Below are 24,165 nucleotides of genomic sequence, written 5' to 3'. Positions count from 1 at the left end.
ACCGAGACGCTGGTGACGAACACCGCCACCCACCAGACGACCAACATCGAGCAGTTCGCCCTCACCGTCAACGGCAAGGCGATCGACGCCAAGGACCGCAACATGTGGGGCGTCACCTTCGCCGACGACGACCACTTCTACGCGACCGCCGCCTCGGGCAGCAAGACCTGGCTGGTGCGCGGCACACTGTCCGCGAGCCGGCTGGAGGCGGTGCGGGAGGACGCCGAGTGCCCGTCGCTGTCGCCAGACGGCAAGCGGATCGCGTTCAAGACGCGGGCCGGGCGGCCGGCCGGGCAGTGGGGCATCAGCGTCTACGACATCGCCACCGGCAAGGCCACCGCCGTGGCCGAGCCGCGCAGCGTGGACGACCAGATCGAGTGGCTCGACGACAGCCAGGTGGTCTACGGCCTGCCGCGCGCCGGCGAGGGCCCCTCGGCCAGCGACGTCTGGGTCGCGGCGGCCGACGGCTCGGGCGCCTCGCGCGTGCTCATCCCCGACGCCTGGTCCCCCGCCGTGGTCCGCTGAGCCCACCGCGGGGTCCAGTCCTTGAGCCGCATCGCGGGGCGCTCGACGAGGTGCCAGGACGGCACGGCCAGCGCGAAGGTGCCGACCGTGGCGATCAGGGCGTAGGTCCACAGGCCCCAGTCCGGCACGCCGAAGAGCACCAGCAGCTGCTGCACCGGGAACGCGTAGATGTAGAAGCCGTACGAGTAGTCCTGCCGCCGGCCGATGCCCCGCAGCCACTTGGGCAGCCGGATGGCGGACCACAGGATGAGGTAGGCGAAGGCCGGGTAGCCGAGCACGTCGACGCCGCCGAACTCCACCGTGGCCAGCACCACGACGACGGCCAGGACGGCGCCCGCGTCGTTCATGACGATGCGGTTCTTGTACAGCTCGAACACCGCGCCGAGCAGGAACAGATACGTCAGGTAAATGAGCGAGTACCGGTCCAGGCCGTGAAACCCGAACACCGGGCCGTGGATTCCCTGCGGGCCGGGCACATGCGGGGCCTGGATCAGGTCGTACACCATCACGGCGAAGCCGGCCGTGGCCATGACCAGCACCACGACCTTGGCGCGCTTGAGCACGCCGACGAGGGCCAGTCCACCGATCATGAAATAGCAGCCGACCTCGTACATCAGGCTCCACAGCGAGCCGTCGAACACGGAGTCGCCGGTCCGGTGCGCATATGGGGTATCGCGCAGAAGGTCCGAGATGCCGTACTGCTGCATCGCCACGAACAGGTTCTTCACGACGTATTGCACCGGGCCGTCGGAATGCGACCAGAACCCGCGGAGGTTGCCGCGCTCCAGCAGCGCGACCAGCGGCGCGAGGACGAATGCGGTGAACGCCAGGCAGACCCAGAACCCGGGCAGGATCCGCAGGGCCCGGTGCCAGAGAAAGCGGCCGAGGCCGAACCGCAGCCCGCTGCGGGTGATGAGGAAGCCGGAAATGACGAAGAATCCGATGATCCCGATTTCACCCAGTTCGGCCTGGCCGTTGGTGATGCCGGCCCCGGGGTCGTCGCGGCCGTAACCCAGCGGATAGGTGTGCGACAGCAGGACCAGGAAGGCGAAGAAGAGCCGGAGGAAGCCGAAGCTGTTGTCTCTCGGCGAGAAAGCGTCGGCCAGCGTTCGCCTCGCCCACATTCGACGCAACACCCGCAGAGTTAACCACAGGCCCCGCCGGTGCTCCCGCGTTGTCAAATTTGCGTCATCGGGCCGTCCGGGCGCGGGGACTACGTACGATTGCCGCCATGCATTCGCTCGTTGCCTCGGCGTGCTCACGGTGAGGTCCTTCCTCGCGGTCTCCTTCGCCCCCGGGTCGGCGGTCGCCGCGGCGCCGGCGGCGGTCAGCGCGCTCGGAGACGCCACGGTGCACACCGGCGACGACGGGTGGGTCGCACTCGGTACCGAAGACACGGGCGACCGCGTCGACGAGGGGGCCCGCGCCTTCACCGTGCGGCTCGGCAAGGCGGCCCGCACCCGCTCCGGCGAGGTCTCGGCCGACGCCCTGGCCGCACTGCTCAAGGACGGCGCCGGCGTGGACGGCGAGGCCCTGGCCGCGCTCGTGCCGCCGTTCGCGGCCGCGCACCGCGCCGGCCCCGGCGCCCCGATCGTCGTGGCGACCGACTGGCTGGGCTTCCGGCAGGTCTTCTTCTGGCAGGGCGACGGCATCGCCGCGGTGTCGACGAGCGCCCTGGCCCTCAAGGCACTCGCCGGCGCGCCCCTGAACACCGCCGCGCTGGGCCTGCAGAGCCTGGTGGGCTGGCAGGTCGGTCTGGGCACCGTGTTCGGCGGCGTGCGCAAGCTCGAGGCCGGGTCGCTGGCGGTGCTCGCCGCCGGCCGGGTCGCCGTCGACCGGTACATCGACCCGTCGCTGGAGCTCGGCGAGACGCCCACCGTGGCCGCGGCCGTCGAGGAGATGGCGGGCCTGCTCGAGGAGTTCCAGACCGCCTACCTCGGCGACCACCCCGACACGGTGCTGCAGCTGACCGGCGGCCAGGACACGCGGGTGCTACTGTGCGCGGTCCCGGCCAAGCTGCGGCCCGGCCTGCGCGCGCTCACCGTCGACGTGCACGGCGGCTCCGACGCCCGGCACGCGGCCGGCCTCGCCGAGATGTGCGGGCTGAACCACCAGATCTACTGGCTCGACGACCAGGACCCGATCACGCCGGCGCACGCCCACGCGCTGGCGCTCGAGGCCGCGGCCGCGCTCGACTGCATGGCCAGCCCGCTCGCGCTGGCCCCGCTCCTGCTGGCCGAGAGCCACCTGGAGCAGGGGCACCGGCTCTCGGGGCTGGGCGGCGAGGCCTGCCGCGGTTTCTGGTACTTCGGCCAGCCCCGCCACGCCACCACCTCGCGGCGCCACGTCGAGCAGCTGGCCAGCTGGCGGCTGTACGCCAACGAGCGCGTCCTGGACCAGGCGCTCGAGCCGGGCTTCGCCGCCGCGGCGCAGACCGACGCGCTGGACCTGATCTGGGCCGGCTTCGAGGGCACCTCCTCCGACTGGCTGCTCGCTACCGACCAGTTCTACCTGTACCAGCGAATGCAGCGCTGGGCCGGCGCGCACGGCTCGGTGGCCCACACCAACCGGCACTTCATCAACCCGATGTTCGACCGCCGCTTCATCCAGATCGCCCACGCGGTCTCGCCCGACGACAAGCGCGGCGGCCGGCTGACCGGCCAGCTGATCCAGCGGCTCGACCCGGGGCTGGCCGCGGTGCCGCTGGACTCCGGGCTCATCCCGGCCAAGCTGGGCCAGGGCGGGCTCGGCACCCGCGCCGCGGCCGCGCGTGTCACCGCGAACCGACTGGCCCGCAAGATCCGCCAGCGCATCCGCCGGGGCAGCAAGGCCCAGCTCGGCGCGGGCGAGATGGCGGCGCTGGTGGTGGCCCACTGGCGGGCGCAGCCCGACGCGGTCGCGCCCCTGCGCGGCAACGGCATCGTGCGCGAGGCGTGGCTGGACGAGACGCTCGCGGGCACGGACGCCGTCCCGGCCGCCACGGTCGCGTTCCTGACCAACCTGCTGGTGGCTACGGCGCCTTAAAGGCCGGCCCGCGCCGCCGTGACGAACCGCGGGCGGCCGGCCAGGTCCCGGTGGTCCGCGACGTCTGCGAAGTCTCCGGTCGCGCGCAGCAGCGCGGGCAGCGACTCGCCCTGGGTGTCGTCGTGCTCGATGCCGAGCCGCCCGCCCGGGCGCAGCAGCCGCGCCGCGGTCCGCGCGACCGCGGGCATGAGCTCGAGCCCGTCCGCGCCCGCGAAGACCGCCTCGCGCGGGTCGTGCTCGGCCACCTCGACGTCGACGGGGCTCGTCTCCGGCACGTACGGCGGGTTGCACAGCACCAGATCGACGGCCCCGGACAGGTCGGCGAGCACGGCCGGATCGGCGATGTCGCCCTCGACCACCCGGACGCCGGGCGCGTGCTCGGCCACGTTGCGCCGCAGCCAGGCCAGCGCGGCCGGGGAGCGCTCGACGACGGCGACGGCGGCGCCCGGGCGCTGCGCGGCGAACGCGACGGCGATCGCCCCCGAGCCGCCGCACAGGTCGACGACGACGGACGCCGCCTGCTTCAGGCCCCACTCGACGAGCAGCTCGGTCTCGAACCGTGGCACGAACACGCCCGGCCCGACGGCCAGCTCCAGTCCGTAGAACGGCGCACTGCCCGTGATGTGCTGCAGCGGTACCCGCTCCGCCCGCCGCCGCACCAGGTCCTCCAGCGCCACGGCCTGCCCCGCGGTGATCGCGGCGGTCAGCAGGCGCGACCGGGGCACGCCGAGCACGTGCGCGGCCAGCAGCTCGGCGTCGACGCGCGGCGAGGCGACCCCGGCGGCCGCGAGCGTGGCGGAGGCGACGGAAAGTAGCGTGGGCAACTCACGTTCCGGCGTGTCATCTTCGACTCGGTGCACCCCATAATCATGAGGCGCGCCGAAAGGGGGCCGGATGGCGGTGGGGGACCGCACGTCGGAGCTGACGCGCGCGCGGCGGCTCATCTTCGACGACCGCCTCGGCGAGGCGCTGACCGTCGTGGAGCGGGTCCTCGCGAACGGCGACCAGGCGCCGGCGGAGCGGGTCGAGGCGCTCAAGCTGCGACTCATCACGCTGATCAACATGGGCCGCTCGGAGGAGTACGCCGCGGCGCTGGACGCCGGCCTGGCCGCCGCCCGGCACCTGCAGGACCCCGGGCAGTACGGCGAGCTGCAGGCCCTGGCCGCGATCGTGGCCCTGCGGGCCGGCTCCCTGAACAACTGCGTGCGCGCGCTGGTGCACGGCTCCCGCGCGCTCGGCGCGGTCGAGCTGCTCGACGAGAAGACGGCGTGGGGCTGGCACAACCTCGCGATGGCGTACTCGTACACCGGCTTCCACGGCCACGCGCTCTCCGCCATGGAGAAGGCGCGCGAGGTGGCGCTCGAGGTCGGGGTGCCCACGGCCGGCACCGACTTCGCGGCCCCGCAGATCCGCCTGCGCCTGGCCGTGGACCTCGACCACCGCGGCGACAGCGAGGGCTGCCTGCGCATCCTGCACGACATCGCCGCCGACCTCGAGCGCCGCGTCCGCGACGACGAGGTGGCCCGGCTGCGCCCCGTGGCCCGCGGGGCGATGGGCTACGCGGTGGTGCGGCTGGGCACCCTCGGCTGTGCCGCCCCCGAGACGGACCCGTGGCCGCTGCTGGAGTCGGCCGGCCTGTCCACGCGGGCCCGGGACTTCCGCACGCTGGGCGCGGTGTGCCAGGCGATCACTGAGCGCCGGCCGATCGAGGCGGTGGCCCGGCTGGAGACGGCCCGCGTCAGCGACGACTCGCTCGGCCCGGCCGAGCTGCTGCGCCTGCGCGCGCTGGCGCACCTCGGGGCGGGCGACTACCGCTCGGCGTACCACGCCGACCGCATCGCCTACCGCGCCGCCAACACGCAGCTCGACCTGCTGCGCGACCTCTTCGTCGACGGCGTCGCGGCGCTGCTGGACCACGAGGACCTGGCCCGCATGGTCGACTTCCACCGGGGCGAGGCCCAGACCGACCCGCTCACCGGCCTGCCGAACCGCCGCTACCTGGAGGAGCACATCACCAAGCTCGTGGCGGCGGGCGGCCACGCGGCCCTCGGCGTCTGCGACCTGGACGGGTTCAAGCAGGTCAACACGGTACACGGCCATCTGTCGGGCGACCTGGTGCTGCAGCGGGTGGCGGGCGTGCTCAACCGCGTCATGCGCAAGGGCGACTTCGTGGCCCGCTACGGCGGCGACGAGTTCGTGGTGGTGCTGCCGACCACCTCGGCGGGCGAGGCGCACGAGATCTCGCGGCGCATCGAGGTCGCGGTGGCCGGGGAGGACTGGCACTCGCTGGTGCCGGGCACGCCGGTGGGCGTCACGATCGGCTGGGCCGGGCTTTCGGGCGAGGACTTCCAGACCGTGGCCGAGGCCTTCGAGGCGGCCGACCACGCGATGCTGCGGGCGAAGACGCCGCGCCCGCGCGCGGCGTCCTGAGACCCGCGCGGCGTCCGGAGGCGCGCGGGAGGCTCAGCGCGCGAGCAGGATCCGCGCGTTCTCCTCACGGATGCGGGCGCGCTCCTGGTCGGCGCAGACCGCCGCCCACGCGTTCGCCTTCGCCGTCGGGACCCGTTCGGCGCCCAGCACCGAGCGGCCGACCCGGAAGATCAGCTCGGCGGCGGTGCTGACCACGGCACGAGGCGCCGCGGAGATGTCGACGGTCGTCGATGACGACGGCATGGCGGCCCTCCCGGGTGTGGCGGTGCTCACGGTGGGTGCGGTTCGGTTCGCGAGGAACGCTACCCGACACCAGAGTGCCGCTGCACCGTTTCCGGGATGTGACGTCGGCGTTAGACGTCCGTCACCCCCGGCTGAGCTGGTCCTCGCCCGCGAGGCGGGCCTTGCGGTCGGCCTCGGCCAGCGCGTCCAGCACGCTGTCGAGGTCCCCGCCGAGCGCCAGGTCCAGGTTGTACGCCGTGTAACCGATCCGGTGGTCGGAGATCCGGTTCTGCGGGAAGTTGTACGTCCGGATGCGCTCCGAACGGTCGACCGTGCGCACCTGCGAGCGCCGCGCGTCCCCGGCCGCGGCCGCCGCCTGCTCCTCGAACAGCGCGACCAGCTTGGCGTGCAGCATCCGCATCGCGCGGTCCTTGTTCTGCAGCTGGGAGCGCTCGTTCTGGCAGGAGACCACGATCCCGGTCGGCAGGTGGGTGATGCGCACCGCCGAGTCGGTCGTGTTGACGCTCTGCCCGCCCGGCCCCGACGAGCGGAACACGTCGATGCGCAGGTCGTTGGTGTCGATCTCGACCTCGCCGGCCTCCTCCGCCTCGGGGGTGACCAGCACGCCGGCCGCCGAGGTGTGGATGCGGCCCTGCGACTCGGTGGCCGGCACCCGCTGGACGCGGTGCACGCCGCCCTCCCACTTCAGCCGCGACCAGACGCCGTTGCCGCCGTCGGGGATGCCGCGGGTCTTGATGGCGATCGCGACGTCCTTGTAGCCGCCGAGGTCGGACTCCTGGGAGTCGAGCACCTCGGTGAGCCAGCCGTGCCGCTCGGCGTACCGCTGGTACATCCGCAGCAGGTCGCCCGCGAACAGCGCCGACTCCTCGCCGCCCTCGCCGGCCTTGACCTCGAGGATCACGTCCTTGGCGTCGTTGGGGTCGCGCGGGGCGAGCAGCTCGGCGAGGCGCTCCTCCAGGTGGGGGATGCGCTCCTGCAGCTCGTCGGCCTCGGCCGCGAAGGCCGCGTCCTCGCTGGCGAGCTCGCGCGCGGCGGTGAGGTCCTCGCGGGCCTGGTCGAGCTCGCCGGCGGTCTTGGCGATCGGCGACAGCTCGGCGAAGCGCCGGCCGGTCTTGCGGGCCAGCGCCTGGTCCGCGTGGATGGTCGGGTCCGCGAGCTTCTGCTCGATCTCCTGGTACTCCGCCAACAGCGTGGCGAGCCGGGTGTCGGCGGTCATGTCCTCTCCAGCCTTGGGGTCCGCGGGTCAAAACACGAGAACGGCGCCCGCCCGCGACCTCCGGAGGGAGGCGCGGACGGGCGCCGGAAGCGCAGCTACTTGGCGGCCTTCTGGGCCTGGACCTTCGCGTACTTCTGCTGGAACTTCGCGACCCGGCCCGCGGTGTCGAGCACGCGCTGCTTGCCCGTGTAGAACGGGTGGCAGACGGAGCACGTCTCCACGTGGATCTGACCGCCCTTGGCGGTGCTACGGGTGGTGAAGGAGTTGCCGCAGGAGCAGCTGACCTCGGTGGTCGCGTACTCCGGGTGAATGTCCGGCTTCATGGCCTGGTCCTTTCGTCGGTGGTCGCCGGGTCGCCCGCTGGGCGTGAACCGGAACCTGGTTGGCCGTCGGTCAAGTCTGCCATGTCCGAACCACGACTCCTCGACCGCCCCGCACAACGCCGCCCACCCTGGCCGTATTCCCGTCGCGGGCGCGAGCGCGGCCCCCTTACGCTGTACCGCGCTATGAGCCTCTACATCGATGAACTCTGCGATCCGGCGCTGCTGGCCGAGATGGTCGGCGGCGGGTACATCCGCACCCAGAACCACCCCTCGCTGCCGCTGCTGATCCACAACTACACGGAGAAGACGCAGTACGAGAACGTGTGGAACGCGGCCACCCTCGCGTGCCGCGGCCTCGTCGTGTCCCGCGACGGCCGGGTGCTGGCGCGGCCCTTCGCGAAGTTCTTCAACCACGGCCAGCCGGGCGCCCCGGAGCTCGACCTCGAGGGCCCGGTCGCGGTGACCGACAAGGCCGACGGCTCGCTCGGGGTGCTCTTCCCGACCCCGGACGGCTGGGCGGTGGCGACCCGCGGCTCGTTCGACTCGGAGCAGGCACGGCACGCGACGAAGGTATGGCGCACACGGTACGCCGGCCGTTTCGAGCCGCCCGCCGGCCTGACGCTGCTGTTCGAGATCATCTACCCCGGCAACCGGATCGTGCTGGACTACGGCGACCTGGACGACCTCGTGCTGCTCGGCGCGGTGGAAATCGCGACCGGGCGCAGCTTCGGCCCGGGCGCGGCGCCGGGGTGGCCCGGGCCGGTGGTGGAGTCGTTCGCGTACGCCACGCTGGCCGACGCCCTCGCCGCGCCGCCCCGGGACAACCGGGAGGGGCTGGTGGTGCACTTCACCGGGCCCGACACGCGGCTGAAGATCAAGTACTCGGAGTACGTGCGGCTGCACCGGATCGTCACCGGCCTCAACGCCCGCGTCGTGTGGGAGGCGATGGTCGCCGGCCGGCTCGACGAGCTGCTCGAGCCGCTGCCGGACGAGTTCCACGCGTGGGCGAGCGGCATCGCGACCGGCCTCACCACGGCCGTGGAGGAGCTCGTGGGGGCCGTCGAGCGGGAGTACGCGCAGGTCGTGGCGGGCCTGCCGGCCGGCTGGACGCGCAAGGACTTCGCGCTCGCCGTGGCGCGCAGCCCCCGGCGCGGCTGCCTGTTCCTGCGCCTGGACGACAAGGACTACCGGGCCCTGCTCTGGCAGCAGGTACGCCCGGCCGTCGGGGAGGTCGCGTAATGCCCACGCTCACCATCACCCGGGGCCTGCCCGCCTCGGGCAAGACGACCTGGGCCAAGCAGCAGCCCCACCTCGTGCGGGTCAACCGCGACGACCTGCGCCGCATGCTGCACGGCGGCCTCGTGGCCGACGAGCAGCTGCGCGGCCGCGCCGAGCGCGAGGTCACGGCCGCGCACCGCGCCGCGGTCGAGGCATTGCTGCGCACGGGCGCGAACGTGGTCTGCGACGACACGAACCTGCGCGGCCGCGTGGTGCGCGAGTTCGCCGAGCTGGCCGCGCGGTGCAAGGCGCACTTCACGGTCCGCGACTTCACCGACGTCCCGGTGGAGGAGTGCATCCGCCGCGACGCCCTGCGCACGGGCGACGGTCACGTCGGGGAGCCCGTGATCCGCTCGATGCATCAGCGGTACCTCGCCGGCCGCGTGCTGCCGCTGCCCCTGCCGGTCATCGACGAGGCCACGGGCGCCACGTACGAGCCGCCGCCGGACGCGCCGCGCACGGTGCTCGTGGACATCGACGGCACCGTGGCGCTGTTCAACGGCCGCACCCCGTACGACATGAGCCGCGTCGGCGAGGACCGGCCCAACGAGCCGGTCATCGCCGCCGTGCGCGCCATGCACTCGGCCGGGCACGAGATCGTGTTCTGCTCGGGCCGCAGCGACGACAGCCGCGAGGCGACGGCGGCCTGGCTGGCCGAGCACGTGGGCGTGCCCTACCGCGGCCTGTTCATGCGCGAGTTCGGCGACCAGCGCCGCGACTCCGTCGTGAAGGCGGAGATTTTCGAGAAGGAGATCCGCAGCCGGTACCACGTGGTCGGCGTCTTCGACGACCGCCAGCAGGTGGTGCGGATGTGGCGCGCGCTGGGCCTCACGGTCTTCCAGGTGGCCGAGGGCGACTTCTGAGATTCATTTTTGGCACGGACCGCTCGCGGCGACGCACGTCGATTGCCGCGAGCGTCCGGTTCATGCAGAATCCTCGGGCCGCGACGCCAACCGCGGGCGGGCGGAAGAGCGTCATGGATGATAGACATAGGTGACGCCCAGTGAAGGCAGGCCTTGTGGGGGATGGCGGCAAAACGGACACTCCGGACCGGCTGTACGCGGCATTGACCGATCTTTCGTGCAATCCGGACAGCCTGTTCGAACCCGGCTTACCTAGTTTCAACACGTTCCGTGATGGCGACATCCTCAATGTGTTCCGCGACCCGGCCCGCCTGGCCGCCCTGGGCGACGGTGTCCTGGCTCACACCATCCGCCGCGTCCTGGGTGAGGTCGAGGACCCGCACGAGACCGTCGCCGGCTTCAACTCGAGCCTCTGAGCGGGCCTTGAACGCCGTCCGCGCGCTGGTGATCGGCCCCGAAGACCTGGACGAGCTCGCGACCGGCCGGGGCGGGGACGGGGTCCTCGACACCCTGCGCGCGGGCCAGATCACCAAGCACGTGCTGCTCGTCGGCGAGGTCGCCCACGCCGCCCGGGCCCGCGCGCCCGAGGCCGCCCGGGTGCTCGCCGCCGCCGACGCGCGCGACCCGGCCGCGACCCGGGCCGTCCTCGGGCACCCTCAGGTCGGCGCCTGGGCGATCCACTGCCTGACCGGCGCCGCGACCCCCGCGGACCTCGACCACCTGCACGGCGTGGCCGCGGCCGCCGCGGCCGCCGCCGGCCTCGACGCCACCTGGCCGGCGCGCGTTCCCGCGGGCCGGCTGGCGATCCCGACGCTGGGCACGGCCCGGGTCCCGGGCCAGGACACGGTCACGATCACGGTCGAGGCGTCCCGCCCGGCGATCGCCGGCGGCCCCGGCTGGCTGCCCCTGCGCCGCCTGGAGGCCGGCCCCCTTCGGCTGTACCTGGACGACCTGGACCCGTACCGCGGCGTCTACGACCTCCCCGTGACCGGCCGCCTGGACGACGCCGAGGCGGCGCGCTGGCAAGCGGACACGGCCGCGGCCGGGGCCCTCCTCGCCGCCCACCACCCCTGGCACCTCCGCTCGATGTCGCGCTGCCTGACGTCGGTGGTTCCCCTGGCCGCCACCGGGCGCAGCGCCACGTCGCGCGACGCGTTCGGCGCCGCGGCCCTGGCCCGCCCCCCGGACCCCCGCCACCTCGCCGCGGGCCTCGTCCACGAGCAGCAGCACGGCAAGCTCAACGCTCTCCTGCTGTTCCACGACATGCTGCGCCCGGACGCGCCGACCGGCCGCTACTACGCCCCCTGGCGCACCGACCCCCGCCCGCCGGGCGCCCTGCTGCACGGCTGCTACGCGCACCTGGCGATCGCGGACTTCTGGCGTACCGAGCACACCCGTACCGCGGACGACACCGCCGCCTTCGAGTTCACGCGCTGGCGCGTCGCGGTTTCCGAGACGCTGGCGACGCTTGACGCCTCGGAGGCCCTGGGCCCGGCGGGACAGCGCCTGGTCGACGGCATGCGGGCGCGCCTCGACGCCTGGCGGGCCGACGAGGTGCCTCCGGGCCCGCGCCGGCGGGCCTTGGCCACGCTGGCGGCTCACCGAGCCGAGTACGCCGCGGCCTGACCTCTCGCGGCCGGGCCGCGGCCACCTCAGGTGGCCGGCAGCTCGATGTCGAACTCCAGGCGGCGCCCGGCGAAGGCGGACAGCGTGGCCGGATGGGTGTCGCCCAGCCGCCGCCGCAGGGCCTCGGCCGCCGCACTCACCGTCCCGCGGTCCTCCCCCGCCGGGTGCGCCGCGCGCAGGTCGAGGGCGTGGTTGAACGAGGCCACGAGCAGCGCCGGGTGCTGGGCCCCGAACGCCGACTGCGCCACCCGCACCGTGTCGCGCGAGGCGATCACCGCGCCCGCGCTCTGGCCCGACATGGCGAGGTCCGAGGCGTAGCCGATGGCGCACGCGACCGAGAACGGGTGCTCGGCCCCGACGGAGTGGGCGAGGCCCACGAGGGCGTGCCGGTCGAGCTCGGCCGCCGCGGTGGGATCGCCCTCGGCGCGCAGGGCGGCCGCGAGCGCCGCCTGGGCCGCGAGGGTGAACGGGTGCCGCTCGCCCATGATCGCGGTGAAGCCGTCGGTCGCCTGCTCGGCCGCGGTGCGGGCGGCCGTGAACTCGCCGCCGGCGCGCACGCAGTTGGCGTAGGTGAGCACGGCGGAGAGGGTGTCGGCGCTGTGGTCGCCGTACTTCTCGAGCCAGAGGGCCATGGTGGCCTCGGCCTCCTTGCGCGCCCGCGGGTAGGCGCCCGCGCGGCGCAGGGCCATCGCGAGGTACCGGGCCCCCGTGAGCACGCCCGGGTGGTCCTCGCCGAACGCCTCGGCGTGCACGGGCAGGACGTCGGTGAGGATCTCGATCGCGACCTCGTGCTCGCCCAGGCCGAACCGGTTGTGCGCCAGGCTGATGAGCGACCACAGCGTCTCCGGGTGCGGATGGGGCAGCACGCGGCGGCGGTGCATGAGGGTCTGCTCGTCGATGACGCGCGCCTGGCGGAAGTCGCCGAGCAGGCGCATGTCCACGGCGAGGTTGTTGGCGCAGCGCAGCGTGCGCGGGTACGCCTCGCCGAAGAGCCGCCGGTAGCGGTCCAGGTTGTCCAGGTCGACGTTGCGCGCCGCCACGAACTCGCCGCGCAGGCGCAGGTCGGCGCCGACGCTGTTGGCGGTCATGAGCGTGCTCTCGTCGTCGTCGCCGAAGACGCGCCGCAGGGTGGCCAGGGTCTGCTGGTTGAGCTTGGCCGCCTCGGCCGCGTCGCCGCCGGCCCGCATCGCGTTCGCGAGGTGGTAGGCGGCCGCGAGGGTGTCCTCGTGGTCCTCGCTCAGGGCGAGACGCCAGCGGTCGTACGCGTGCCGGGCCACGGTCCGGCTGCTGTCGTGGTCGCCACGAACGAACAGGAAGCGCGCGTAGTGCAGCATGAGCTGGCGGGACTCGTCGGTGGCCCCGGCGAGCAGGTCGGAGTACAGCAGGTGGGCGCTGAGCTCCTCGTACCGCGGCCAGCTCGACGGGTCGTCCGGGATCGCCGGGTCGGCCGCGGTGAGCACGTCGTGCGCGGCCTGCTGGTAGATCGGGTACTCCTTGACCCCCAGCCGCTCCAGCAGCAGCAGCTGCCCGAGGCGGTGCACCTGCACCGACTGCAGCGCCGGGTCGACCTGGGCCATCCCGAACTGCGCAAGCTCCCGCAGCGCCGTGCGCAGCGCCTTCTCCACGCGCACGAGGGCGCCCAGCGGGGCCGGCAGCCCGGCGCCGCGGCTCTCCCACAGCACGTTCCACGACACCGGCTCGCCGGCCAGGAACGCGCACACGTCCAGCAGCCGGGCGGCGCCGGGGTTGCGCTCGGCGAGCTCGGCGTAGGCGAGGTTCCACGTGACAACGATCGGGCTGGGGTACTCCGGGCGCTCCGACGTGCCGCCCATGCCCCGCCGCAGCTCGTCGTACCGCTCGAGGTACTCCGCCGCCGTCCAGCCGGTCGCGTGCTGGGTCGCCGCGGCCTGCTCCATCGCCATGGGCACGTCGCCGAGGCGCGCGGCGAGGGTGTGGGCCTGCGAGCCGCTGATCGCGGGCGAGCGGCGCCGCAGCAGCAGCACGCTCTCGGCCCGCGTGAACGCGCCGACCTCGATCGCGTGGCCCATGTCGGCCCAGCGCGGGTTGCGGGAGGTGATGAGCACGTGGCCGGTGCCGCGGGGCAGATAGGGCTCGAGGTCCTCGGGCCGGCTCGCATTGTCGAAGATCAGGAGCCAGCGCCGGTGCGGCGAGCCGCGCTCGAGCGTCTCGCGCAGCACCTGCAGGGTCCGGTTGAGGTCGGGGCTCTCGCGCACCTTGAGGGCCCGCGCCAGCCCGGCCAGGGCCACCCGCATCGGCGCGGTCTGCTCGGCCGGCACCCACCACACGAGGTCGTACTCGCTGGCGTACCGGTGCATGTACTCCAGCGCCAGCTGCGTCTTGCCCGTGCCGCCGAGGGAGTGCCGGGCGTCGGGCAGCAGCGCGACGATGCCCGTGTCGAGCCGGCGCTCGATCTCGTCGAGCACGGCGTCGCGCCCGACGAAGCCGGAGTTGCGCGGCGGCACGGCGTTGCGCACCTGCTGCGGCGTCTTCACGTGCACGTCCCGTCCCCCGGCCGTCGCCCCACCCGTTGCACCGTCCCACCGCTCGGCCGCCGCCTCGGCGAACTGGGCCACAACATCGATCTCCGTCACCCTGCCGCTACCGTCGGCGCCGTCACTTCCGGCCAGAAGGCCAGAACCGGGCCGGTCGCCGGCCGGCGGGGCGGGCGGGGCCGGGCTCCGCAGCCGCTCGGCCAGCTCCGCGTGGGCGCCGCCGAGCGCCCGCAGCACCGGGGCGGTCGCCCCGATGAAGGCCGGGCCCAGGGCGATCAGTGGCCCCGGGTCGCCGGCGACGACCGCCGCGTCCAGGTCCACCGGCCCGAGGTGCCCGGCCACCAGACGTACCACCGCCAACGCCTCGGCGGCGTGCAGCGACGGCAGCAGGGCCTCCCGCACGCCGGGCCGGAAGTCGTAGCCGTCGCGCTCGGCGAGCAGCCCGCCCAGGAACACCTCGGCCAGGTGCTCCGGGCGCGACCCGGGCATCCGCGCGGCCTGCACCAGCCGCATGACCGGCATTGTGAGCGGGGCGGCCGCGAGCAGTCCGGCGAGGCGGTACGCGGCCGGCGACGCCGAGGCCCGGAACGCCCGCACCCGCCGCTCGGGGCCCGCGGGGACGCGCGGCGCGGGCTCGTCGCCGGCGGCGCCCTGGGCCGGGCGCCCGGTGAAGAGCGCCGCGCCGGGGACCGGGCCGTCCGCGGTACCGGCCACGAGCGCGACCCACGGCTCGAGCCAGCGCGGGCTCAGCTCGAGCACCGGGATCGGCACGCCCGCGCGGGCGGGATCGAAGCGGCCGTCGGGCACCTCGGCCCGCAGGGCGGGGTTGGCGGCGGCCGGGCCCGGGGCGGCCAGCCGGACGCGGTGGAGCGCGGGGCGGGCGCGGTGCCACATGCGGTACGGCAGCAGCTGCAGCATCGCCGTCGGGCCCTCCCGGCCCAGGCGCTCCAGCAGCGGGGCGAGCGCGCCGTCCCACGCCGGGCCGACGCCGTCGGTGACGACCAGGGCGAGGCGCCGGGCGGGCGGCAGCACCAGGCCGGGCTCGAGCGGCCACTCGGCGACCAGCGGGCCGCCGAGGCCGGCCAGCGCGGCCCGCAGCTCCGCGAGCACGGGCTCCCACGGCGCCAGCGACGGGCCGGCGTCGACCAGCAGCGCGAGCTCGTCGAGGCCCAGCGCGCCCAGTGGCCGCAGCGGATCGAGGTTCATCGCCGGTCCTCGGCGCCGGGCGCCTGCCAGCGGGGCGCGGGCGCGTCGGGGCGGCGGCCGGCCTCGTCCCACAGCAGGGCGAGGTGGGTGCCGGCGCGGGCTTCGCCGCCGGGCGCGCGGGCGGCCTCGCGGCGCCGGCGCAGTACCAGGCCGGGCAGCTCGGCGACGCTCGACACGTCGAGGATCTCGTCGAGGCGGCCGGCGGCCTGCGGGTCGAAGCCGGGCCGGCACCAGACCGCGACCGGCAGGCCCAGGCCCAGGGCCACGCCCAGCTCGTCGGCGGCCAGGCCCGGCTCCTCGCCGGGCGGGAACTCCTGCATGAAGCAGATCCGCGGCTCCTCCCCCAGCTGCGCGCCGAGCGCCGCGAGGTCGGGCTCGGGCCGGTCGAGGAAGAAGACGGCCTTCGGGTCGCTGAGGTGGCCGTGCGCGCGCAGGCGCCGGGACTTGCGGATCCAGTTCGCCCGCAGCGCCGGCTCGGCGGCCCGCTCCCACGAGCGCAGCACGACCGAGTGCCGCGCCCCCAGCGGCAGCGGCTCGGCGCCGAACGCCGGCCCGACGGGCCACTGGTCGACCGGGAGGTTGCCCAGCGCCTTGGGCAGGACGCACTCGACGACGACCTCGTGGGCGTCGGAGGCGTGCGAGGCCAGGACGGTGGCGAGGCACCGGTCGGCCTCGGCCGGGAGGTCCGCCTCGGCGACGACGGTCTCGGCGGCGGCGAGCGCGAGGCCCGGCGAGCCGTCGTCGGGCTGCGACCAGGCGGAGACGAGGTACCCGTCGCCGACCCAGTCGCGCTCGATGCGCAGGACGAGGATCGTGCGGGCGCCGCGGGCGGCGCCGGGGGTCAGGGCGGCGAGCCAGTCGGCCGGGGCATCGGTGCGTGCGAGGTGCTCCTCCAGCCACCCCCGCAGCTCGGCGCGCAGCCCGGCCCCGGCCTCGGCGGCGAGCGCGGCGACGAACGCGAGCAGCGGCGGCGGCTGTTCGGGCGGGCGGAGCAGGCCCTCGAGGTGCGGCAGGAGGTCGCGGGCGGTGCCGCCGCCGGCCCGGTCTGGCCCCAGGGCGCCTACGGCCGCGCGGTACGGGCCGGCCACCGGCAGGTGGGCGGCGCGGGCAGTCAGCTCCTGGAGACGTCGTCGCTCGCCGGGCAGCAACAGCGGCGGCGGTACGGCGCGCAGCTGCTCGCGGAATCCCGCGTCCACCAGGTCCGCGAGGGCGTGCAGGGCGCCCGGAACATCGGCGCACCGCTCCAGGAAGGCCTCGGGCTCGCTCGCCGGCTCGAGGGGCAGGCCGAGCTCGTTCTCCAGCGCGGTACGCAGCGACGGCAGGTCCCGGCCGCGCAGGTTTGCGGCCATCGCTGTGAGGACGGACCCGCCCAGGATGCTCAAGGCCGCGCCTACCCTTCGTCCGCGGCGCCGAAGGCCGACCCGCTCGGCAGGGCGTCCACTCCGATCTGCGTCACCGTACGCCAGAGATGCGTCACTGGAAACCCGCGCATGCGTTGGGGTTTGTACGCCTGTCTATGAGCCTGGCGGTCTTACGTGCGAAAGGTCGGAATGGTGCATCCCCCGATGGCCGGTCCACGTGGGACCCCCGATACTGCTCGTGTGGCCGACATCCCCATTCGCGTGCTTCGAGATCTCGACGGCGGCGCGGTTCTGGCCGTGAGCGGCGAGGTCGACGTGGCCACGGCGCCCGCGCTGCGCGAGGCCGTGGTCCGCGCGGTCGACGGCCGGCCGGCCCGCGTGGTGATCGATCTGGCCGCGGTGTCCTTCATGGACTCCAGCGCGCTCGGGGTGCTCATCAGCGGGTACAAGTACGCGCAGGGCGCCGGCGTGCCCATGGCGCTGGCGAGACCGGGGCCTGGGGTGTACCGCCTGCTGCGCACCAGCGGCATGGTGGAGATCTTCGAGATCGTCGACCCGCCCGACCCTGCCACCGAGATCAGGGGCTGAACGCGCGGACGCCCCCGGAGCATCGGCTCCGGGGGCGTCCTTGTCAGCGCTTACTCGCCCGGTGTGGTCTGGGCGATCTGCATGAGGAACTCGACGTTGGTCCGGGTCTTCTTGAGCCGGTCCAGCAGGAGGTTCAGCGCCTCCTGGGAGTCGAGGGCGTGCAGCACCTTGCGCAGCTTGATGACGATCGCGAGCTCGTCCGGCGCGAGGAGGATCTCCTCCTTGCGCGTGCTGGACGGGTCGATGTCGATCGCCGGGAAGATGCGCCGGTCGGCGATCTTCCGGTCGAGCTTGAGCTCGGCGTTGCCGGTGCCCTTGAACTCCTCGAAGATGACCGTGTCGCCGGTGGAGCCGGTCTCGACCAGCGCCGTGGCGATGATGGTCAGCGAGCCGCCGTTCTCGATGTTGCGCGCGGCGCCGAGGAAGCGCTTCGGCGGGTACAGCGCCGTCGAGTCGATACCACCGGACAGGATGCGGCCGGAGGCGGGCGACGCGTTGTTGTAGGCGCGGCCGAGCCGGGTGATCGAGTCGAGCAGCACGACGACGTCGTGGCCGAGCTCCACCAGGCGCTTGGCCCGCTCGACCGACAGCTCGGCGACCGTGGTGTGGTCCGTCGGCGGCCGGTCGAAGGTCGAGGCGATGACCTCGCCCTTCACCGAGCGCTGCATGTCGGTGACCTCTTCGGGCCGCTCGTCGACCAGCACCACCATGAGGTGGCACTCGGGGTTGTTGTGGGTGATCGCGTTGGCGATCGCCTGCAGCACCATGGTCTTGCCGGCCTTCGGGGGCGACACGATGAGCGCGCGCTGGCCCTTGCCGATCGGCATGACGAGGTCTATCACCCGCGTGGTCAGGATGTGCGGCTCGGTCTCCAGGCGGAGGCGGTCCTGCGGGTAGAGCGGTGTGAGCTTGTAGAACTCGGGGCGGCGCTTGGCCTCCTCCGGGTCCATGCCGTTCACGGTGTCGAGACGGACGAGCGGGTTGTACTTGTCCCGCCGCTGCTCGCCGTCGCGCGGCTGGCGCACAGCTCCGGTGATCGCGTCGCCGCGGCGCAGGCCGTAGCGCTTGACCTGCGACATGGCGACGTACACGTCGTTCGAGCCGGACAGGTATCCGGTCGTGCGAACGAACGCGTAGTTGTCGAGCACGTCGAGGATGCCCGCGACCGGCACGAGGACGTCGTCGTCGCTGACCTGCGGCTCGTTGGCCGCGCGGGCCGGCGCCTCGGTGCCGTCGCGGTCGCGGCCCCGGCGGCGGTCGCGGAACCGGCTGCGCCGCCCGCGACGGCCGGTGCCGTCGTCGTCGCCCTCGTCGTCGATGAAGCCGCCGCGCTGGTTGCGGTCGCCCCGGTCGGTGCGGTCGCCCCGGTCGGCCCCGTTGCGCTCGGTCCGCTCGGCGCGGTCGCCGCGCTCGGCCCGGTCGCCGCGGTCGTTGCGCTCGCCGCGGTCCGGCCGCTCGGTGCGGTCGGCCCGGTCGGTGCGCTCCGCGCGGTCGGCCCGCTCGGTGCGCTCGGCCCGCTCGGTGCGCTCGCCGCGCTCGGCCCGTTCCCCGCGCTCGGCCCGCTCGGCCCCCCGCTCGGTGCGCTCGGCCCGCTCGGTGCGCTCGCCCCGGTCGGTGCGCTCGCCGCGCTCGGCCCGCTCGGTGGTGCCCCGCTCGGCCCGCTCGGTGGTGCTCCGCTCGGCCCGCTCGGTGGTGCCCCGCTCGGCGCGCTCGGTGGTGCTGCGCTCGGCGCGCTCGGCCCGCTCGGTGGTGGCGCGGCTGGGGCGCTCGGCCCGCTCGGCCACGGGGGCCTCGGCGGCGGCCGGCTCGGCGGTCTCCTCACGCGCGGCCCGCGGCTCCGGCGGCCCGGCGGCGCGGGTGGCCCGACGAGGGGAGCGGGCCGGCGCCTCGGCGGCCTCGGTGGCCGACGGCCACTCCGCCTCGGGGGCCTCGGTCCGCGCCTCGGTGCTGCGCGACCGGGTGCGGGCGGGGGCCGCGGTGGCCTTGGCCTCGGCCGCGGCGGGGCGCGAGTCGCCCGCCTGACGCTCCTGGATCGCGGTGACGAGCTCGCCCTTGCGCATGCGAGCCGTGCCGGAGATGCCCAACGAGGCGGCCAGGCTCTGCAGCTCGGGAAGCAGCATGCCGGCCAACCCCGTGCCCGAGCGCCGCCGACGCGTCGCGCCGGCCTCGGCGCCGTCGGCCTCGACCGCGGCACGGTCGGTGGAGACATCCGACGTGACGTCGGTGGTGTCGCTCAATGGATTCCTTCCCTCGTTAGGTCCGGGGGCCGGCCCGTTTTCGACTGCGGTGGCCGGGCGGCCCGCGGGTGCTCCGACCGCTCGTTGCGCCGCGGTGCGGAGGTGGTGCGTGTTGCGATGCGGAGTTTCCTGCTGCGCCGTATCTCCTGCTGGGTTCCCGAATCGACGTGCGACCGGGAGGTGGCAGCGCTGGGGCGGCGGGCCTTGACGCCACAGGTGTCTCCGGCCCAGCCGAGTGCGCGCGACCACAGGAAACGCGGGTTGGCGGCCGGGCGTGCGCAAGGGGTGCCACGGAATTCGGAGCACGCCGCCCCGCATGAGATCGCCGCACTGAGCGGCTGCTTAAGACTAGAGAGTAATCAACTCCGCCAGCCAGCGGCAACAGGGCCCCGCTCGGCGTGTTCCAGGGTACCTCATCCCTGCTCACCGCTTCCGCCAACGGCCGGGCCTCAGCTCAGATCGCCGCCCGGCCGTGCCGGTGCCCTCGATGTCCAGCGCGGGACGCGCGGGCCCGGCACCGGCCGCGGGGTCCGGCCTCAGATCAGGTCGCCGCCCAGCCGGGCGCCGGTGCCGTCGATGTCCAGCGGCAGGACGCGCCAGCCCGGCACCGGCCGCGGGGTCCAGGCCCCGATGCCGAACGCGAGCACGCTCGGGCCCGCGCCGGAGACGACGGCGGCCACGCCCTCGCCGCGCAGGCCGGCCACCAGGTTCGCGGTGCCCGGCATGCCCTCGGCGCGGTAGTCCTGGTGGAGCCGGTCCTCGGTGGCCGCGAAGAGCCGGTCCGGATCGACGGTCAGCGCGTGCACGAGCAGCGCGGCGCGGCCGGCGTTGAACGCGGCGTCGCCGTGCGGGACGGTCTTGGGCAGCGCGGCCCGTGCGACCTGGGTGAGCCCGCGCTCCTCGGGTACGAAGAGCACGGGGCGGATCCCGGGGTCGGGGTCCCGGCGCACGGCCGCGGCGCCCCCGGCGCCGGTCCACGCGATCGTGAAGCCGCCGAGCAGGCACGGGGCCACGTTGTCGGGGTGACCTTCGAGCTCGTCGGCCAGCACCAGCACCGCGGCGTCGTCCAGCCGCGCGGCGCCGTCCTCGACCAGGGCCCGGGCCAGCACGATCCCGGCGACGATGGCGGCCGAGGAGGAGCCGAGCCCGCGGGCGTGGGGAATGCGGTTGCGGCAGCGCAGGGCGAGGCCGGCGGGCTGCTCGCCGAGCGCGCCGAAGGCGTGGCGCATCGCGCGGACGATCAGGTGGGTCTCGTCGGCCGGTAGGTCGCCCTCGCCCTCGCCGGTCACCTCGACCGTGACGCCGCCGCCGGTGACGCGCGCCTCGACCTCGTCGTACAGCGTCAGCGCGAGACCGAGGGCGTCGAAGCCGGGGCCCAGGTTGGCGCTGGTCGCGGGGACGCGCACGACGACGGGCCGGGACAGGAAGACCATGGGTTCATCTCACCATGAGGACGCCGAGCCCATTTCCCGGGATGGCGGATCAGTCCTCGCCGGCCGGGGGCCGGGCCCGGGGCGGGCTGACCGCGCTGTGGCTCGCGGCCGCGCGGGCCGGTCCTCGCCGACCCTGGGACCGGACCGGGCCGGCGACCCGGACGCGGCGCGGTCAGCGGCTCGCGGCGCGCGCCCGCGCGGGTCAGTCCTCGCCGGCGTCCTCCCCTGCCGGGGTCGGGCCGCGCCTCGGCTCGCGGCCGGCCTGGCGCAGCGCCTGGCGCAGGGCGAACTCGATCTGCGCGTTGACGCTGCGCAGGTCGTCGCCCGCCCAGCGCGCGACGGCGTCGTAGACCTGGGGATCCAGCCGCAGCAGCAGCTTCTTCCGCTCGGGCACGATCGCTCAGGCGTAGAGGGTGCCGGTGTTGACCACGGGCTGCACGTTGCGGTCGCCGCAGAGCACCACGAGCAGGTTGGCCACCATCTGGGCCTTGCGCTCCTCGTCGAGCTCGACGACCTGCAGCTCGCCGAGCCGCTCCAGCGCGTTCTGCACCATGCCGACGGCCCCCTCCACGATTTTGTACCTGGCGCCGACGATCGCGCTGGCCTGCTGGCGCGCGAGCATGGCCTGGGCGATCTCCGGCGCGTACGCGAGGTGGGTGATCCGCGACTCCAGCACCTCGACGCCGGCCAGCGCGATCCGCTCGCCGAGCTCGACGGTGAGCTCCTCGCTCACCACGTTGCCCTCGCGCAGGCTGGAGCGGCCGTCGTCGTGGGACTCGTACGGGTAGCTCGTCGCCAGGTGGCGCACGGCCGCCTCGGACTGCACGGCGACGTAGGAGATGTGGTCGTCCACGCCGAAGGACGCCTTGAACGTGTCGACGACGCGCCAGACGACCACGGCCGCGATCTCCACCGGGTTGCCGTCGGCGTCGGAGACCTTGAGGCGGTCGGTCTCGAAGTTGCGCACCCGGCGGGACATGCGGCGCTTGGCGCTCAGCGGCACGGTCCAGTGGAAGCCGGCGTCGACGATGGTGCCGACGTAGCGGCCGAAGAACTGCATGACCCGGGCCTCGTTGGGGTTGACCACGGTGAAGCCGCTCACCACCAGCGCCGCGACCAGCGACAGCAGCACGACCAGCCCGGTGCCGGGGGCCTCGGCCAGCTTGTTGGCCGCGGCCACGGCCGCGGCGATCAGGATCAGCAGCACGCCGAGCATCGCGAACCCGGAAACACGAAACGCCCGTCGCTCCATGACTACTCCTTGAGAGGCTATCGAAGTGATATCACTACGATAGCCCACGCCCGCAAGCCGCTCCGGGAAACTTTCATCGACGCCCGTGTCAACCGATGCGCCTCGTCGCGCGTCGATGTCAGGTGAACTTGCGATCATTCGGGGCGGCGGGGCTGATCTTCGCGGCGTCCGGCGGGGTGCTGTGGTACGCGGCCGTGCGGTCCGAGGCGGAGCGGTGCTCGGCCGAGGGCCCGGGCGGCCTGCCGTTCCTGGCGATGGCCGGGATGCTGGCGGCCGTGCTGCTGGCGTTCGCCGCCGTGCGCGAGGCCTACGGGCTGTGGTCGATCCCGGCGGCACTGCTGTTCGGGGCGGCGGCGCTCGGGCTGCTCTGCTCGGGCTGGCTCGCGTTGTTGGGCCCGGCCGCGTTCGCCTCCGGCTGCGTCTGATCCCGGCCGCGCAGCACGACCAGCGACCAGAAGCCGACCGCGACCAGAAGCCGGCCGCGACCAGCGACCAGAAGCCGACCGCGACCAGAAGCCGGCCGCGACCAGCGACCAGAAGCCGACCGCGACCAAAAGCCGGCCGCGACCAGCGACCAGAAGCCCGCCGCGACCAAAAGCCGGCCGCGACCAGCGACCAGAAGCCGACCGCGACCAAAAGCCGGCCGCGACCAGCGACCAGAAGCCCGCCGCGACAAGCGATCAGGCGCCGGCCGCGTTCGCCTCCGGCTGTGGCTGATCCCGGCGGCGCAGTGCGATCAGCGACCAGGCGCCCGCGTACAACAGGGTCACCGCGCCGCAGGCGGCCAGCAGCACTCGCGGGTCGACGTGGTCGACGAAGGCGCCCACGGCCAGCTGACTCGCCGCCACCGAGAGCGTGGCCAGCATGAAGTCGGTGGCGAAGACCCGGCCGCGCAGCGCGTCCGGGACCTCGGCCTGCAGCACGAAGTTCGACATCATCCAGTTGCCGCCCGCGGCCAGGTGGGCGACGACCACGCCGGCCAGCACCAGTGGGAACCAGGTCATCAGGCTCACGCCCAGGTACGCGAGGCCGTACAGCGACATCGACAGGGCCAGCCCGGGCAGCAGCCAGGCGCGGTGGGACAGCACGCGCCGCAGGACCACGGGGCCGACGAGCGCGCCCAGGCCGCGGGCGGCGAAGAGCAGGCCGGTGCCCAGGGGGCCGGCGCCCAGGGCGGCGGCCAGGAGCGGGAAGACGGTCAGCACGCCGTTGCCGAAGCCGACCGCGGACTTGACGGTGACCAGCGAGGCGATGCGGGGGTTGGCGCGGATGTAGCGCAGCGCCTCCGCGATCGCCGCGAACGCGGGGGCTGGGGGCTCGGTGCGCTCGGCCTGCATCGGGCGGCGCACCCGCCAGACCTGCAGCGCCGAGAAGAGCAGCAGGACCGAGGCGATGACGAAGCACGGGTACGCGCCGAAGGCCTCCGACGCGATCCCGCCCAGCGAGGCGCCGATCACGAGCATGGCGCCCCAGGCCGAGCCCGCGAGCGCGTTGGCCGCCGGGAGGTCCTCGGGGTCGACCACGTTGGGCAGGGCGGCCTGGGCGGCGGGGCTGAAGAACGCCTTGGCGACGGCGATCGCGCCCACGGCGACCAGCGCGATCCAGGCCGTGGCGGGCGTGCGCACCAGCAGCAGGAGCAGCGCGCAGGCGGCCATGGCGAGGTCGGCGGCGAGCACGATGCGCCGGCGGTCGACGCGGTCGGCGACGGTTCCGGTGTACGGCAGCAGCAGTGCCGTCACCCCGGTGTCCGCGGCCAGCACGAGGCCGCCCCAAAGGCCCGAGCCGGTGAGGTGCGGCAGCAGGGTGAGCAGCGGGATCATCACGAACCAGTCGGCGCCGAGGCCGATCAGGTCCGCGGTGAACAGGTTGCGGAAGTCCTTGTTGCGCGTAAGGACCGAAAGGGCAGGCGGCACCTGAACACCGTAGCGCCGGGCGCCAGCGGGTTCTTGCCCTTGGCACCGCGCAGTCGCAGGGCCAGGGCCAGCGAAGCTGGGCCCCGGCCCGAGTCATGCGGGAGCAACGGTCCGCCGGTGAGGCGGCCCGGGCC

20 protein-coding genes are annotated in these 24,165 nt (G+C 74.3%); 8 read left to right on the top strand and 12 right to left on the bottom strand.

Annotation, left to right across the window (positions count from 1 at the left end; all coding sequences use genetic code 11):
• Positions 1-401 precede the first annotated feature (401 nt).
• Entirely contained in the window at positions 402-1,649 is a 1,248-nt protein-coding gene (locus AB0B76_RS04060) for an acyltransferase (protein WP_360368976.1), read from the bottom strand.
• 139 nt (positions 1,650-1,788) lie between these two features.
• Between AB0B76_RS04060 and AB0B76_RS04055 the strand changes: the two genes are divergently transcribed.
• Positions 1,789-3,549, top strand: coding sequence for a hypothetical protein (locus AB0B76_RS04055; protein WP_360368973.1), 1,761 nt, complete (start codon positions 1,789-1,791; stop codon positions 3,547-3,549).
• Here AB0B76_RS04055 and prmC read toward each other — a convergent pair.
• Positions 3,546-4,409 carry a peptide chain release factor N(5)-glutamine methyltransferase gene (prmC, locus tag AB0B76_RS04050; RefSeq protein WP_360368970.1) on the bottom strand — a complete coding sequence of 288 codons (864 nt, stop codon included), beginning with the start codon at positions 4,407-4,409 and terminating at the stop codon, positions 3,546-3,548. The genes AB0B76_RS04055 and prmC overlap by 4 nt on opposite strands.
• 34 nt (positions 4,410-4,443) lie before the next feature.
• Here prmC and AB0B76_RS04045 point away from each other — a divergent pair, with 34 nt between their 5' ends.
• Positions 4,444-5,979 carry a GGDEF domain-containing protein gene (locus AB0B76_RS04045; protein ID WP_360368967.1) on the top strand — a complete coding sequence of 512 codons (1,536 nt, stop codon included), beginning with the start codon at positions 4,444-4,446 and terminating at the stop codon, positions 5,977-5,979.
• A 33-nt stretch (positions 5,980-6,012) separates the two neighbouring features.
• Here AB0B76_RS04045 and AB0B76_RS04040 read toward each other — a convergent pair whose 3' ends face one another.
• The 3 genes from AB0B76_RS04040 to rpmE form a co-directional block, all read right to left on the bottom strand.
• The gene (locus tag AB0B76_RS04040; RefSeq protein WP_360368964.1) at positions 6,013-6,222 is read right to left on the bottom strand and encodes a hypothetical protein; all 210 of its coding nucleotides are present in this window, start codon (positions 6,220-6,222) and stop codon (positions 6,013-6,015) included.
• Positions 6,223-6,343: 121 nt separating this feature from the next.
• Positions 6,344-7,438 carry a peptide chain release factor 1 gene (gene prfA, locus AB0B76_RS04035; RefSeq protein WP_360368961.1) on the bottom strand — a complete coding sequence of 365 codons (1,095 nt, stop codon included), beginning with the start codon at positions 7,436-7,438 and terminating at the stop codon, positions 6,344-6,346.
• A 95-nt stretch (positions 7,439-7,533) separates the two neighbouring features.
• A complete protein-coding gene (gene rpmE / locus AB0B76_RS04030; protein WP_360368958.1) occupies positions 7,534-7,761 on the bottom strand; it encodes a 50S ribosomal protein L31 in 228 nt (75 codons plus the stop codon).
• Between the two features lie 183 nt (positions 7,762-7,944).
• Between rpmE and AB0B76_RS04025 the strand changes: the two genes are divergently transcribed.
• The 4 genes from AB0B76_RS04025 (at position 7,945) to AB0B76_RS04010 (ending at position 11,528) form a co-directional block, all read left to right on the top strand.
• Entirely contained in the window at positions 7,945-9,000 is a 1,056-nt protein-coding gene (locus AB0B76_RS04025; RefSeq protein WP_360368955.1) for an RNA ligase, read from the top strand.
• Entirely contained in the window at positions 9,000-9,902 is a 903-nt protein-coding gene (locus AB0B76_RS04020) for an AAA family ATPase (protein WP_360368952.1), read from the top strand. Before AB0B76_RS04025 ends, AB0B76_RS04020 begins: the two co-directional genes overlap by 1 nt.
• Positions 9,903-10,042: 140 nt before the next feature.
• On the top strand, positions 10,043-10,318 hold the full coding sequence (gene fxsA, locus AB0B76_RS04015; protein ID WP_360368950.1) for an FxSxx-COOH cyclophane-containing RiPP peptide: 276 nt from the start codon (positions 10,043-10,045) through the stop codon (positions 10,316-10,318).
• A gap of 7 nt (positions 10,319-10,325) precedes the next feature.
• Positions 10,326-11,528, top strand: coding sequence for an HEXXH motif-containing putative peptide modification protein (locus tag AB0B76_RS04010; RefSeq protein WP_360368947.1), 1,203 nt, complete (start codon positions 10,326-10,328; stop codon positions 11,526-11,528).
• Between the two features lie 26 nt (positions 11,529-11,554).
• On the opposite strand, the gene fxsT is transcribed toward AB0B76_RS04010, so the two are convergent.
• Positions 11,555-15,247, bottom strand: coding sequence for an FxSxx-COOH system tetratricopeptide repeat protein (fxsT, locus tag AB0B76_RS04005; protein WP_360368944.1), 3,693 nt, complete (start codon positions 15,245-15,247; stop codon positions 11,555-11,557).
• The gene (locus AB0B76_RS04000) at positions 15,244-16,596 is read right to left on the bottom strand and encodes a hypothetical protein (RefSeq protein WP_360368941.1); all 1,353 of its coding nucleotides are present in this window, start codon (positions 16,594-16,596) and stop codon (positions 15,244-15,246) included. The genes fxsT and AB0B76_RS04000 overlap by 4 nt, the downstream gene beginning before the upstream one ends.
• A gap of 273 nt (positions 16,597-16,869) precedes the next feature.
• Here AB0B76_RS04000 and AB0B76_RS03995 point away from each other — a divergent pair, with 273 nt between their 5' ends.
• Complete coding sequence (locus AB0B76_RS03995) at positions 16,870-17,196, top strand: STAS domain-containing protein (protein ID WP_360368938.1); 327 nt, start codon at positions 16,870-16,872, stop codon at positions 17,194-17,196.
• A gap of 50 nt (positions 17,197-17,246) precedes the next feature.
• On the opposite strand, the gene rho is transcribed toward AB0B76_RS03995, so the two are convergent.
• The 4 genes from rho to AB0B76_RS03975 all read right to left on the bottom strand — a co-directional run bounded on the left by rho (position 17,247) and on the right by AB0B76_RS03975 (position 22,118).
• A complete protein-coding gene (gene rho, locus AB0B76_RS03990) occupies positions 17,247-19,433 on the bottom strand; it encodes a transcription termination factor Rho (RefSeq protein WP_360368935.1) in 2,187 nt (728 codons plus the stop codon).
• 536 nt (positions 19,434-19,969) lie between these two features.
• On the bottom strand, positions 19,970-20,866 hold the full coding sequence (gene thrB / locus AB0B76_RS03985) for a homoserine kinase (RefSeq protein WP_360368932.1): 897 nt from the start codon (positions 20,864-20,866) through the stop codon (positions 19,970-19,972).
• A gap of 202 nt (positions 20,867-21,068) precedes the next feature.
• The gene (locus AB0B76_RS03980) at positions 21,069-21,260 is read right to left on the bottom strand and encodes a hypothetical protein (protein WP_360368929.1); all 192 of its coding nucleotides are present in this window, start codon (positions 21,258-21,260) and stop codon (positions 21,069-21,071) included.
• A 6-nt stretch (positions 21,261-21,266) separates the two neighbouring features.
• Positions 21,267-22,118: an SPFH domain-containing protein gene (locus tag AB0B76_RS03975; RefSeq protein WP_360368926.1), complete on the bottom strand. Its 852-nt coding sequence runs from the start codon at positions 22,116-22,118 to the stop codon at positions 21,267-21,269.
• A 122-nt stretch (positions 22,119-22,240) separates the two neighbouring features.
• Between AB0B76_RS03975 and AB0B76_RS03970 the strand changes: the two genes are divergently transcribed.
• Positions 22,241-22,543 carry a hypothetical protein gene (locus AB0B76_RS03970; RefSeq protein WP_360368923.1) on the top strand — a complete coding sequence of 101 codons (303 nt, stop codon included), beginning with the start codon at positions 22,241-22,243 and terminating at the stop codon, positions 22,541-22,543.
• Between the two features lie 255 nt (positions 22,544-22,798).
• Here AB0B76_RS03970 and AB0B76_RS03965 read toward each other — a convergent pair whose 3' ends face one another.
• Positions 22,799-24,031: an MFS transporter gene (locus AB0B76_RS03965; RefSeq protein ID WP_360368920.1), complete on the bottom strand. Its 1,233-nt coding sequence runs from the start codon at positions 24,029-24,031 to the stop codon at positions 22,799-22,801.
• Positions 24,032-24,165 lie beyond the last annotated feature (134 nt).

It is taken from the genome of Dactylosporangium sp. NPDC049140 (assembly GCF_040648435.1).
The sequence above is the reverse complement of the archived record's forward strand: the minus strand, read 5'-3'. Positions and strand labels throughout refer to the sequence as shown.